Origin of the sequence: Pseudomonas sp. WS 5078 (genome assembly GCF_012985745.1) — a bacterium.
Taxonomy (GTDB): domain Bacteria; phylum Pseudomonadota; class Gammaproteobacteria; order Pseudomonadales; family Pseudomonadaceae; genus Aquipseudomonas; species Aquipseudomonas lundensis_A.
In genome coordinates, this window is sequence record NZ_JAAQWX010000006.1 from 163,236 (window position 1) to 176,134 (window position 12,899).

The 12,899-nt window shown below is 56.4% G+C and carries 13 protein-coding genes; 9 read left to right on the top strand and 4 right to left on the bottom strand.

The features are described from left to right. Positions 1-2: 2 nt before the first annotated feature. The gene (gene cydB, locus HBN68_RS10660) at positions 3-1,010 is read left to right on the top strand and encodes a cytochrome d ubiquinol oxidase subunit II (protein ID WP_094992211.1); all 1,008 of its coding nucleotides are present in this window, start codon (positions 3-5) and stop codon (positions 1,008-1,010) included. 58 nt (positions 1,011-1,068) lie between these two features. After that, positions 1,069-1,236 (top strand): DUF2474 domain-containing protein, encoded by a 168-nt coding sequence (locus HBN68_RS10665; RefSeq protein ID WP_094992212.1) that lies wholly within the window; start codon positions 1,069-1,071, stop codon positions 1,234-1,236. 166 nt (positions 1,237-1,402) lie between these two features. On the opposite strand, the gene HBN68_RS10670 is transcribed toward HBN68_RS10665, so the two are convergent. Together HBN68_RS10670 and HBN68_RS10675 are read right to left on the bottom strand one after the other, a co-directional pair. After that, entirely contained in the window at positions 1,403-2,527 is a 1,125-nt protein-coding gene (locus HBN68_RS10670; protein WP_094992213.1) for a methyltransferase, read from the bottom strand. A 168-nt stretch (positions 2,528-2,695) separates the two neighbouring features. Then, positions 2,696-3,412: an autoinducer binding domain-containing protein gene (locus HBN68_RS10675; protein ID WP_169964022.1), complete on the bottom strand. Its 717-nt coding sequence runs from the start codon at positions 3,410-3,412 to the stop codon at positions 2,696-2,698. Between the two features lie 403 nt (positions 3,413-3,815). On the opposite strand from HBN68_RS10675, the gene HBN68_RS10680 reads away from it, so the two are divergent. Beyond that, positions 3,816-4,592: a ferredoxin--NADP reductase gene (locus HBN68_RS10680; protein ID WP_094992215.1), complete on the top strand. Its 777-nt coding sequence runs from the start codon at positions 3,816-3,818 to the stop codon at positions 4,590-4,592. A 66-nt stretch (positions 4,593-4,658) separates the two neighbouring features. Here the strand turns inward: HBN68_RS10680 and mscL are convergent, their stop codons facing one another. Beyond that, complete coding sequence (mscL, locus tag HBN68_RS10685) at positions 4,659-5,072, bottom strand: large-conductance mechanosensitive channel protein MscL (RefSeq protein WP_094992216.1); 414 nt, start codon at positions 5,070-5,072, stop codon at positions 4,659-4,661. A 282-nt stretch (positions 5,073-5,354) separates the two neighbouring features. On the opposite strand from mscL, the gene katB reads away from it, so the two are divergent. The 3 genes from katB (at position 5,355) to radA (ending at position 8,905) form a co-directional block, all read left to right on the top strand. Further along, positions 5,355-6,896 carry a catalase KatB gene (katB, locus tag HBN68_RS10690; RefSeq protein ID WP_169964024.1) on the top strand — a complete coding sequence of 514 codons (1,542 nt, stop codon included), beginning with the start codon at positions 5,355-5,357 and terminating at the stop codon, positions 6,894-6,896. A 65-nt stretch (positions 6,897-6,961) separates the two neighbouring features. After that, on the top strand, positions 6,962-7,492 hold the full coding sequence (locus HBN68_RS10695; protein ID WP_094992218.1) for an ankyrin repeat domain-containing protein: 531 nt from the start codon (positions 6,962-6,964) through the stop codon (positions 7,490-7,492). Positions 7,493-7,537: 45 nt separating this feature from the next. Then, positions 7,538-8,905, top strand: a complete 1,368-nt coding sequence (radA, locus tag HBN68_RS10700) for a DNA repair protein RadA (RefSeq protein WP_047292009.1) — start codon at positions 7,538-7,540, stop codon at positions 8,903-8,905. Between the two features lie 2 nt (positions 8,906-8,907). Here the strand turns inward: radA and HBN68_RS10705 are convergent, their stop codons facing one another. Continuing rightward, complete coding sequence (locus HBN68_RS10705; RefSeq protein WP_169964026.1) at positions 8,908-9,279, bottom strand: PilZ domain-containing protein; 372 nt, start codon at positions 9,277-9,279, stop codon at positions 8,908-8,910. 169 nt (positions 9,280-9,448) lie between these two features. Between HBN68_RS10705 and HBN68_RS10710 the strand changes: the two genes are divergently transcribed. The 3 genes from HBN68_RS10710 to yjiA all read left to right on the top strand — a co-directional run bounded on the left by HBN68_RS10710 (position 9,449) and on the right by yjiA (position 12,838). Beyond that, on the top strand, positions 9,449-11,515 hold the full coding sequence (locus tag HBN68_RS10710) for a carbon starvation CstA family protein (protein ID WP_094992220.1): 2,067 nt from the start codon (positions 9,449-9,451) through the stop codon (positions 11,513-11,515). Positions 11,516-11,530: 15 nt separating this feature from the next. Then, entirely contained in the window at positions 11,531-11,728 is a 198-nt protein-coding gene (locus HBN68_RS10715) for a YbdD/YjiX family protein (RefSeq protein WP_010448516.1), read from the top strand. Between the two features lie 138 nt (positions 11,729-11,866). Beyond that, entirely contained in the window at positions 11,867-12,838 is a 972-nt protein-coding gene (gene yjiA, locus HBN68_RS10720) for a GTPase (protein ID WP_169964028.1), read from the top strand. Positions 12,839-12,899 lie beyond the last annotated feature (61 nt).

Sequence of the window (12,899 nt, forward strand, 5' to 3'; positions counted from 1 at the left end):
TCATGGGTATTGATCTGCCACTTATCTGGGCAATCATCATCATCTTCGGGATCATGATGTACGTGGTCATGGATGGCTTCGATCTCGGCATCGGCATCCTCTTTCCGTTCATCCAGGGCGAGAAAGACCGAGACGTGATGATGAACACCGTTGCCCCCGTCTGGGACGGTAACGAAACCTGGCTGGTACTGGGCGGCGCAGCGCTGTATGGCGCTTTCCCGCTGGCGTACTCCGTGGTGCTGTCGGCGCTGTACCTGCCGCTGGTACTGATGCTGATCGGTTTGATCTTTCGGGGTGTGGCCTTTGAGTTCCGCTTCAAGGCCCGGGCCGAGAAACGCCATATTTGGGACAAAGCGTTCATCGGCGGCTCTATTGCGGCGACGTTCTTCCAGGGTGTAGCGCTGGGTGCGTTCATTGATGGCATCCCGGTAGTCAATCGCCAATACGCCGGTGGCGGGCTGGACTGGCTTTCGCCCTTCACGGTGTTCTGCGGGATTGCACTGATCGTGGCGTACGCCTTGCTGGGTTGCACGTGGTTGATCATGAAAACCGAAGGCTCCCTGCAAGAACGGATGCACAAGCTGGGCCGCCCACTGGCATTGGCTGTACTGGTTTTGATGGGGGTTGTAAGCCTGTGGACACCGCTGGCGCATTCCGACATCGCGGCGCGCTGGTTCACGTTGCCTAATCTGTTCTGGTTCTTGCCGGTGCCGATTCTGGTGTTGGTAACCATGTATGCGTTGCTCAAGGCGATTGCTCGCAATGCGCATTACGCCCCGTTCCTGTTGACCCTGGTGCTGATTTTCCTGGGTTATAGCGGGCTGGGCATCAGCCTGTGGCCAAACATCGTCCCGCCTGCGATTTCGATCTGGGATGCAGCGGCGCCGCCGCAAAGTCAGGGCTTCATGCTGGTCGGAACCCTGTTCATCATTCCGTTCATCCTGGGTTACACCTACTGGAGCTACTACGTGTTCCGCGGCAAGGTGACCCACGAAGACGGATACCACTAGTCGCACGTGCCGCTGCGGCCCAAGGGTCGCAGCCATTGCTTGCAGAGGAGTGCCGAACATGGCTGGAAAAGATTATCTGAACGACGTGCAAGAGTGCGAGAAGAAGCCGCTGTGGCAACGCATTGGCTGGTTGCTGGTGATCTGGACCGCCAGTGTGGCGAGCCTGGCTGTATTTGCCCTGCTGATACGCCTGTTTATGACGGCGGCCGGCATGAAAAGCCACTGACTTCCCATCCCGTTGCCTTGCAGCACGGATTTATAACCCGCTTCGGCGGGTTTTTTTTTGACGTGGAAAACGTGGTGTTGTTGACCCTGGCGCGGCACAAAGATCTCCACGTACGGATCCGCGATCCCTCGCAAACTCACGCGCCCGGGCAGTGACGACAGTGCTTTTATTTGCGCGCTTTGAGAATCACGAACTTTGGGGTCGCTGCCACTTGTTCGACCCCCCTAAACAGCTTCGCCAGCTTGCTGTGGTAGCCCAGATGGCGATTGCCGACGATGTACAGCGCGCCCCCCACCACCAGCGCATCACGGGCCTGATTGAACATGCGCCATGCCAGAAAGTCGCCCACGACCTGCTGTTGATGGAAGGGCGGGTTACACAGCACCACGTCCAGCGATTGTGGCGCCTGACCTGCCAACCCGTCGTCAGCACGCACGATAACCTCGCGTTCACCCAATGCTGCCTGCCAGTTTTCACGTGCCGATTGCACAGCCATAAACGACTCATCGACCAACGTGTATTGGGCATCCGGATTACTCAACGCACTGGCAATCGCCAGAACGCCATTGCCACATCCCAGGTCCGCTACCCGCGCAGCCCCCAGATTTTTTGGCAGGTGTGGCAGAAACGCCCGCGTGCCGATATCCAGTCCTTCGCGGCAGAAAACGTTGGCGTGGTTAATCAACTCGATGGCGGGCTCATCCAGTCGGTAGCGGGTCGGATAAGGTGAAGTGAAAGCCTCTTTGTCTTCCACTGTTGCGCTCAACAGACGCGCTTTTTTCACGGCCAGCGAGGCCTGCACCGGGCCGATGTAGCGCTCCAACAGATCACCGGCCGCGCGGGGCAGGTGCTTGATCATGGCGCCGGCTATTACCTTGGCGCCCGGCGCCAGTTGGCCTTGTAAGCGGATCAGTTGTTCTTCAAGCAGGGCCAGGGTTTTAGGCACTTTGACCACTACGCAATCGAACGGACCGATCAGTGGCTGACTCGCCGCAATGACGGTCACGGCATTGAATGCAAACTGGTTACGGGTGAGGTTTTTTTCCAGTGCCTGAATGGCCAGGAACGAGTCGCTGCTGCTGGTGACATTCATTGAGCTGACCAGGCTGATAGCCAGCGCACCAAAACTGTCGTTAAGCACCAGAACACGGCTGCCCTTTGGCAACCCCTGTTCGGCCAGGTGATTGAGTAAATACTCGTCCGCAGCATCGAAGGCCTGTAGCGGCTCATTCTGTTGTTCAGGCTGGCGGATCAAGTGGAGATGGGCGAACGGGGTGTCGAGCACAGGCATTGGGACAAACTCTGGGGAATCGACAGCGGCATCTCTGCCCTGAAGGGCAAGAATCAACACTGGAGTCCGTGGGGTTTACAGGTGTGCGCGATTTTACTTTTTTTTGCAGGGGATTACCTGATGCGTTTATCAGGTGATGGTCTGGATGCAGACAACTCGCCGGTTTGGCTATAACAAGCCCGACTTTGTCGCTATTACCACGGCTGACGTTTTATTGCTCGCACCCATTTTGCGAATGGCACTACTGATATGGAAATTCACTGTGCGCGTGGTCAGGCTCAAGATCATGCCAATGTCAAACGCGGTCTTGCCTTCCGCCGTCCACTTCAGGACTTCGGACTCACGTGCCGAAAGTCGCATGGCTTGAGGGGGAGGCTCGTCCTGCCTGGGCAAATAGCGTGCGGTCATAGACGTGTGCAGTTGGTTGCACAACCACAGCACATGGGCGGCCTTTTCGGAAAATTCGAAGGCTGTGACCGGTGTTTTTGATCTGGCCAGGCTCAGAATACTGACAACACCCTTGTTGTCATGCACCGATTGTGACCATCCATGGTTTAACCCAAACGCACGCGTGCCTTCCCATAACTCGGGGGTGTCATGAAATACCTCTTCGCCCCAGATCAGAGGGGCGATGGACAGCTGACAGTGGATGATAATTGGGTTTCTTTGTACATAATGATTGCTTTCATAACGTGCAATAAACTCTTTTGGATAGTTAGTTATTGTTTTGCTATGCGTAGCGATATTTCCAAAGCGCGGGATCGATCGGAATAGAAAGTATTCAAAACCATACTCTTCTATCCTTTTGAGTGTGCTCTCAAAGAGTTGGTGTTCGTTTTTGTCGGTACTGCTCTGATTTTCATAAAGCCTTTGATGGGTTTTCATGAGGAGATCCTTTGCCCCTGGTTATGTGATCCAATTTGCATGACGTCCTCATAGTAGTAGAGGTTTGTAGGAAATTTCAAAGTTATTGGTCTTGTTTGTTAAATAAGTTTAATTAAGTGAATTAGTGTAAAAGCACCAGTATCGACAAGCGATACCTGGTGAGCCCGCACGATAGAACTGTTCCAATATAGGGAGTACGAGCTAGCGTATTTTTGACGCCATTTATTAATGTTTTTTCTGGCGAAGAACAGGCATCAAGCGCAGGTGGCATATTGGGTGTGCGCCCTATTTAAAGTGTTTATTTAAAACGGACGTTACAGAGGCGGCGAAAGGCCCTCCCAATCGTCGGTGTTCCTGATGCCGACTTTGCGCGACACTAGGGCACGAGCCAATGGAGTGCACCATGACTGCCAGCGCAGAGAAATTTACCCGCCAAACCCTGCTTGAAGTTCGCCCTTTGACCCCGAGCCTGTTTACCCTGCGCACCACGCGGGATAAGGGTTTTCGCTTTACGGCAGGCCAGTTTGCCCGGCTGGGCGTGACCAAGGCTGACGGCACTACGGTCTGGCGTGCGTACTCAATGGTGTCTTCGCCGCATGATGATTTCCTCGAATTTTTCTCCATTGTGGTCCCGGGTGGCGAGTTCACCAGTGAGCTGAGCCGTCTGGAAGCGGGCGATACCCTGCTGGTGGATCGGCAGGCATTTGGTTATTTAACCCTTGATCGGTTCGTGGATGGCCGCGACTTATGGTTATTGGCAACCGGTACAGGGGTCGCGCCATTTTTATCAATCCTTCAGGACTTTGAAGTGTGGGAGAAGTTTGAGCGCGTTATTCTTGTTTACAGTGCGCGTGAAAAAAAAGAGCTGGCTTATCAACCTTTGATTCAACAGTTAATGCAGCGAGATTACTTGGCTGAACATGAGCACAAGTTTGTCTATGTGCCTGTTGTGACGCGTGAAAAAGTGGCAGGTGCATTAAATGAGCGAATGACATCACTTATTGGAAGTGGTGAGTTAGAGCGTGTTGCGGGTGTAGCGTTAACGGCTGAGCATTCCCGGGTGATGATATGTGGCAATCCGCAAATGATTGACGATGTGCGCACGTTGTTAAAACAAAAAGAGATGCGCTTGAGTTTGGCCCGCAAGCCGGGGCAAGTAGCGGTCGAGAACTATTGGTAACCCTGAAACCACGTAACGTTTAAATAAAAACGGCGCCTGATGGCGCCGCTCGTGTTAACGCCCGGTTTAAGGGCGGTTGTTTTGCAGCTTGAGCAAGTCACGAATCTCACCCAGCAACTCTTCTTCTTTGGTCGGAACGGGAGGGGCACTGGGGGCCACGGCCTCTTCGCGCTTGAGGCGGTTGATTGCCTTGACGCCCATGAAGATGGCAAACGCCACGATGATGAAATCGATCACGCTCTGGATGAATTTACCGTAGGCAAGCACGACCGCCGGTGCATCACCCGCAGCCGCTTTGAGCGTTATGGCCAGGTCGGTGAAATCCACGCCACCGATTAACAAACCCAAGGGAGGCATGATCACGTCGCCGACGAAGGATGAAACGATTTTGCCAAACGCGGCGCCGATGATAATACCGACGGCCATATCGACCACGTTTCCTTTGACCGCGAAGGCCTTGAACTCACTTATCACGCCCATAGGTTATTCCTTGTTACAGATGAGGTTGGTTAACGCAGTGTAAATCAGCCTTGCGGATCTTGCCCGACTGGCTGTTTAGCGCTACGCCTTCGTTATCGACACGCTCAGTCCTCTTTAGTTTTCAAACCACCTTCAACGTCCGCCAATACGCGAGTCAGACGCTCAACTCCAGGCTTATTTCTTAATGGGTGGCTTGAGCGCTTTCTATTTAGAATTTGCCCCGCAGACCTCTAGCCTTGGCTCAGTGCACGTTGGTGCGCCTAATAAATAGAGGATCTACGCATGACCACCTCCCTTGGCTTCGGAATGTTTTCACACAGACGCTTGCTGTGTGTTGTGAGTGCCAGCCTGTTATCGGCTTCTGTCCATGCAGCCACGTTGACCCGCGATAACGGTGCTGGCGTAGGCGATAACCAAAATTCGCAAACAGCCGGGGCCAATGGCCCGGTGTTGCTGCAAGACGTCCAGCTGCTGCAAAAACTCCAGCGCTTTGACCGTGAGCGCATCCCTGAGCGGGTCGTTCACGCCCGTGGCGCGGGCGCTCACGGCACATTTACGGTGACCAACGACCTCAGCGATCTGACCAAAGCCAAAGTGTTTGCTGGCGGTGAAGTTACACCGGTATTTGTGCGTTTCTCGGCAGTGGTTCATGGCAACCACTCCCCCGAAACCCTGCGCGATCCGCGCGGTTTCGCGACCAAGTTCTACACCGCTGACGGCAACTGGGACCTGGTCGGCAACAACTTCCCGACGTTCTTTATCCGTGATGCGATCAAGTTCCCGGACATGGTGCATGCCTTCAAGCCTGACCCGCGCACCAACTTGGACGATGACTCACGGCGTTTCGATTTCTTCTCCCACGTACCGGAAGCGACCCGCACCCTGACTGAGCTGTACTCCAACTCGGGCACGCCAGCCAGTTACCGTGAAATGGACGGTAACGGTGTGCACGCTTACAAACTGGTGAATGCCAAAGGCGACGTGCGCTATGTGAAGTTCCACTGGAAAAGCCTGCAAGGGCAGAAAAACCTTGATCCCAAACAGGTGACCGAGGTTCAGGGCAAAGACTACAGCCACATGAGCAATGATCTGGTTACCCACATCAAAAAAGGCGACTTCCCCAAGTGGGACTTGTACGTGCAGGTCCTCAAGCCTGAAGACCTGAAATCCTTTGATTTCGACCCACTGGATGCGACCAAGATCTGGCCGAATGTGCCGGAGCGCAAAGTGGGTCAGATGGTGTTGAACCGTAACCCGGGCAACGTATTTCAGGAAACCGAGCAGGTTGCCATGGCGCCCGCCAACCTGGTGCCGGGTATCGAACCGTCTGAGGACCGTCTACTGCAAGGCCGAGTGTTCTCTTACGCTGACACGCAAATGTACCGTTTGGGTGCGAACGCCCTGCAATTACCGATCAACGCACCCCGTGTAGCCGTCAACAACGGCAACCAGGATGGCGCGATGAACCTCGGTCACTCCACCTCAGGTGTGAACTACCAGCCTAGCCGTCTGGAACCTCGTGAAGAGCCAAAAGCCGCGCGTTACAGCGAGATGGCTCTGTCGGGAACGACCCAGCAAGCGAAGATCGTGCGTGAGCAGAACTTCAAGCAGGCGGGCGACCTGTACCGCTCATTCAGCAAGAAAGAGCGTCAGGACCTGATTGAAAACTTCGGCGGCTCGTTGGCGACAACGGACGATGAAAGCAAGCACATCATTCTGTCCTTCCTCTATAAGGCTGACCCTGAGTACGGGACCGGCGTGAGCAACGTGGCCAAAGGTGATCTGGCACGTGTCAAGGCGCTGGCTGCCAAGCTGGTGGACTAATACGCACACCCTGTAATTGCTGCTCGGCAGTGATTGCAGGGTTTACCTCCGGGGAGGTCGCAACCATGCGTTTTTTTATACCGTTCGCGCTGCTGTGTATAAGTGTCTGCGCCCAGGCCGATGAACCTGATATGCACGTACAGCTTCAGGATTATTACTTCGATGCTGCACGGCGCGGCGATGTGGCAATGCTCGATACCTTCATTGAGTCGGGGTACGCCCTCGACACTCAGGACAGCAAAGGCTACAGCGCCTTGATTCTGGCGGCGTATCACGGTCAGTCCGATGCCGTTGAGCATTTACTGGCTGCCGGTGCCAATGCCTGTGTGCAAGACAAACGCGGTAACACGGCCCTGATGGGCGCCATTTTTAAAGGCGAGCTGAAAATTGCCCGCCGGTTGCTGGCTACCGATTGCAACCCGGACCAGCGCAACCATGCAGGCCAGACTGCCGCTATGTACGCGGGCCTGTTCAAACGCGTCGAATTGCTCAACGATTTGACCCGTCAGGGCGCCGATCCGAATGCCGAAGATCCGTTGGGCAACAGTGCCGCTCGGCTGGCCAGAGGCGAAATCCGCATGCCGGCGGCGCGCTGATCCTGGCCGAGTGGGCTATCATCGCGTTTTTTCCGTGGAGTTCAGATGGCCAAGCCCAAGCGCATTTACGGCTGCACCGAGTGCGGTGCAACGTTTCCCAAGTGGGCCGGACAGTGCGCCGAGTGCGGTGTCTGGAACACATTGGTTGAAACTGTTGTAGAGAGCGGGTCTGCGGCACCGCCGAGCGGCCGTACCGGCTGGACCGGGCAGCAAGCCCAGCTCAAAACCCTGGCTGAAGTCAGCATTGAGGAGATTCCGCGTTTTTCGACGGCGTCCGGGGAGCTGGACCGCGTGCTCGGTGGCGGGCTGGTCGATGGCTCCGTGGTGTTGATTGGCGGTGATCCGGGTATCGGCAAATCCACCATCCTTCTGCAAACCCTCTGTCACATGGCTACGCGCATGCCTGCGCTGTATGTCACGGGGGAAGAATCCCAGCAGCAAGTGGCCATGCGCGCCCGCCGCCTGGGGCTGCCGCAGGACCGTCTTAAGGTGATGACCGAGACGTGCATTGAGAGCATCATCGCCACGGCCAAGCTCGAAAAGCCCAAAGTCATGGTGATTGACTCGATCCAGACCATCTTTACCGAGCAACTGCAATCGGCTCCGGGGGGCGTTTCGCAAGTGCGTGAAAGCGCGGCGTTGCTCGTGCGGTATGCCAAGTCCAGTGGCACGGCGATTTTCCTTGTCGGCCACGTGACCAAAGAAGGTGCGCTGGCCGGTCCGCGCGTACTGGAGCACATGGTCGACACCGTGTTGTACTTTGAAGGCGAATCCGATGGACGTTTGCGCCTGCTGCGCGCAGTGAAAAACCGTTTTGGCGCCGTCAACGAATTGGGCGTATTCGGTATGACCGACAAAGGCCTGAAAGAAGTGTCCAATCCTTCAGCGATTTTCCTGACGCGCGCGCAGGAAGAAGTGCCAGGCAGTGTGGTCATGGCGACATGGGAAGGCACCCGTCCGATGCTGGTCGAAGTGCAGGCGCTGGTGGACGACAGCCACATGTCCAACCCGCGGCGCGTGACATTGGGTCTGGACCAGAATCGGTTGGCCATGTTGCTGGCCGTTTTGCATCGCCATGGTGGCATCCCGACCCACGATCAAGACGTGTTCCTCAACGTGGTAGGCGGGGTGAAAGTGCTTGAAACGGCATCTGACCTGGCTTTGATGGCGGCGGTGATGTCGAGTTTGCGTAATCGGCCGTTGCCTCACGACTTGCTGGTATTTGGCGAAGTCGGGCTGTCTGGCGAAGTGCGCCCGGTGCCGAGCGGGCAGGAGCGCCTCAAAGAAGCGGCCAAGCACGGTTTCAAACGCGCCATCGTGCCCAAGGGCAATGCCCCGAAAGAGTCGCCACCGGGCTTGCAGATTATCGGCGTCACGCGTCTTGAACAGGCGCTGGATGCACTGTTTGAGTAGCGTTATTCATCTGTGATCAAGGCTTTTAACTCGCGCTGAAGCAAGTCTTGATCGCCCAGATTCAGTTCGACCAATCGACGCAGGTTGCCGATCGACTCGGAGTCGATGCGGGTGCATTCAAAACCCAGTTGGTGGGCCTCGGTGTGGGCCAGGTGCACGACCATGATGATGTGCGTTTCATTGCTGAGGTGGATGTCAGCGGTAAATTCAGGGGTTGGGGCGGGGCGCCAGTCCTGCGGCTTCTCAATCAGCAACCCTTTGAGCGACACATCCAGCAGTTTGACTGACCAGTGCAAAGGTCCCTGACTGATCCGGGTCTGGGCATCAAAGGCAATACGGGTAAAGCGCCGACGTTCTTCAGGCTGTTCAGGCATGGTCAAACCCTCTGGGCATGGGTGAACTATAGACCCGATCCACCCATTGCCCGTGATGAAAAAAACCTTTCGAAGAAGGCTCTAGACCAACGTCAGGGGGTGGTCTTTAGTGCTGGGAGCGCTAAACTCCGGAAGCAGTCCTTCTTGTCCAACTGGCCGGAATATAAAAATGAATAATAAAAATAGCTTGCTCCGCCACATCCCGTGGCTGGTGCTGGCAATTGTAGGCGCCTGCGCCCTTGGCGTCGTGGCATTACGTCGGGGCGAGGCAATCAACGCCTTGTGGATCGTGGTGGCAGCGGTTGCCATCTATCTGGTTGCTTATCGTTACTACAGTTTGTTTATCGCCACCCGGGTGATGCAGCTGGACCCGAGCCGGGCAACGCCTGCGGTGGTCAACAACGACGGTCTGGACTATGTGCCGACTAACAAACACATTCTTTTCGGTCACCACTTTGCCGCCATCGCAGGCGCCGGCCCCTTGGTCGGGCCGGTATTGGCTGCGCAAATGGGGTATCTGCCCGGCACGCTCTGGCTGATTGCCGGTGTCGTGCTTGCGGGTGCGGTGCAGGATTTCATGGTGCTGTTCATGTCCACGCGTCGCAATGGCCGCTCGCTGGGCGACATGGTGCGCGAAGAAATGGGCAAGGTGCCGGGCACCATTGCGCTGTTTGGCTGCTTCCTGATCATGATCATCATCCTCGCGGTGCTGGCACTGATCGTGGTCAAAGCCCTGGCCGAAAGCCCGTGGGGCATGTTCACGGTAATGGCCACCATCCCGATTGCGATGTTCATGGGCATTTACATGCGCTATATCCGCCCGGGCCGCATCGGTGAAATCTCCATCATCGGCGTGCTCCTGCTGCTCGGCTCGATCTGGCTGGGGGGCCAGATTGCGGCCGATCCTGAGTGGGCGCACGTGTTCACCTTCACGGGTGTGCAAATCACCTGGATGCTGATCGGCTACGGTTTTGTAGCGGCGGTGTTGCCAGTGTGGCTGGTGCTGGCTCCACGCGATTACCTGTCCACCTTCCTCAAAATTGGCACTATCGTGGCTTTGGCGATCGGCATCCTGATCACCATGCCCGAGCTGAAAATGCCGGCGGTTACCCAATTCATCGACGGCAATGGCCCGGTCTGGAAAGGTGGCCTGTTCCCCTTCCTGTTCATCACCATTGCCTGCGGTGCGGTCTCGGGTTTCCATGCGCTGATTTCGTCGGGCACTACGCCCAAGTTGCTGGATAACGAAACCAACGCCCGTTACATCGGTTATGGCGGCATGTTGATGGAGTCGTTCGTGGCCATCATGGCGATGGTTGCCGCCTCGGTCATCGAGCCGGGCGTGTACTTCGCCATGAACAGCCCGGCTGCCATCGTGGGGTCGGATGTTGTCAGCGTTGCACAAACTGTCACCAGCTGGGGGTTTGCCATTACCCCGGATGCACTGACGGCGCTGGCTAAGGACATCGGTGAAACCACTGTCCTGGCACGTGCGGGCGGTGCACCGACCCTCGCGGTGGGTATCGCGCAAATCCTGCACCACGTGCTGCCCGGCGAAAATACAATGGCGTTCTGGTATCACTTCGCTATTTTGTTTGAGGCCTTGTTCATTCTGACGGCAGTCGATGCCGGTACACGTGCCGGACGTTTCATGCTGCAAGACTTGCTCGGCAGCTTTGTCCCCGCGCTCAAACGTACGGAATCGTGGCCTGCCAACCTGATTGCCACGGCCGGCTGTGTGGCGATGTGGGGTTACCTGCTGTACCAGGGCGTAATCGATCCGCTGGGCGGCATCAACACCTTGTGGCCACTGTTTGGTATCTCCAACCAGATGCTGGCAGGTATCGCGTTGATGCTGGCCACGGTCGTGCTGATCAAAATGAAGCGCCAGCGTTACATCTGGGTGACCATGTTGCCAGCGGTCTGGCTGCTGATCTGCACCACTACCGCAGGCTTCATCAAGCTGTTCGATGCCAACCCGGCAGTGGGTTTCCTGGCGCTGGCGAACAAATACAGCACAGCGCTGGAAGCCGGCCAAGTGATCGCCCCGGCGAAAAACATCGACCAGATGCAACACGTGATTATCAACGCGTACACCAACGCGGGTTTGACCGTGCTGTTCCTGTTCGTGGTCTTCAGCATCCTGTTCTATGCGCTCAAAGTCGGCATTGCCGCTTGGGGCACCAAAGAACGTACCGACAAAGAAGCGCCATTCCAGGCCATGCCGCAAGAGTGACTGAGGGCTGCAAACATGTTCAACGACCTGAGTCGCCTCGGTAAATACCTCGGTCAGGCTGCGCGCCTGATGGTCGGCATGCCTGACTACGACACGTACGTCGAGCATATGCAAACCAAACACCCGGACAAGCCGGTAATGAGTTATGAGGCGTTCTTCCGCGAACGCCAGGAGGCCCGTTACGGCGGCAAGGGTGGCCCCAAGTGTTGCTAACCCGATAGCCCTTGTGCAGGAGCGGGCTTGTTCGTGACGCCAGGGTGTCAGTCAACGATTGAGTTGAATGGCCCCTTGTTTTCGCGTACAGGCTCGCTCCTGTTGTCGTTTTTGCACATCCATCGTCAAGGAGACTGCATGTCCTCTCCCATCCCCGTCACCATCCTCAGCGGCTTCTTGGGGGCTGGCAAAACCACGTTGTTGCGTTACCTGCTCAAGGCCGAACACGGCCTTAAAATTGCTGTGATCGAAAACGAATTCAGTGATGCCGGGATCGACACCCAACTGTTGGGCGACGAGCCGGTACAAGTCATGACGCTGGCCAATGGCTGCGTGTGCTGCACCATTCACACTGACCTGACCAAAGCCCTTTACCTGCTGCTTGAGCGGCTGGACAGCGGCGAGATTGCCTTTGACCGGTTGGTCATCGAGTGCACCGGTCTGGCCGACCCGGCGCCCGTGGCGCAAACCTTTTTCATCGATGAAGAATTGCGTGAACGCTACCTGCTGGACGGCATCATCACCTTGGTAGACGCAGCCCATGCGGATGTTCATTTGACCCAGACCATCGCCCAGGCCCAGATCGGCTTTGCTGATCGCTTGCTCGTGAGTAAGTGCGACCTGGTGGACGACGCCACCTTCAAGGCCCTGAGCGAGCGCTTGACCCGCATCAACCGTCGGGCGCCGATCCGCGTGGTTGAGCACGGCAAAATCGATCTGGCCGAGTTGCTGGACGTGCGCGGTTTTAACCTCAATGCCGATTTAGGCGGCGGGGTGAGTTTGCGGCCAGTGCAGCCCGCAGCGTCGATTGATCGTATCTCCAGCCTGGTGCTGCGCACCGACAAGGCGCTGGACATCGATCGCCTGAGCGAATTCATGAATGAACTGCTTGAAAACCATGGCAAGCAACTGCTGCGTTACAAAGGCGTGCTCCATATTGCGGGCGAAGCGCGACGCCTGGTGTTTCAAGGGGTTTTGAAACTCTATGGCTTTGATTGGGACACGGAATGGACTGAGGGAGAGACGCGCGAAAGTGTGATGGTGTTTATTGCCGACGCGCTCCCCGAGGAAGAGATTCGCGAGGGTTTTGCTCGCCTCGGGAATGCGTGAGAGGGCGCTTGCCTCACGTTTCCCGCACCAAAACTGTCAGCGTGGCCCCGGCATCAGGCAG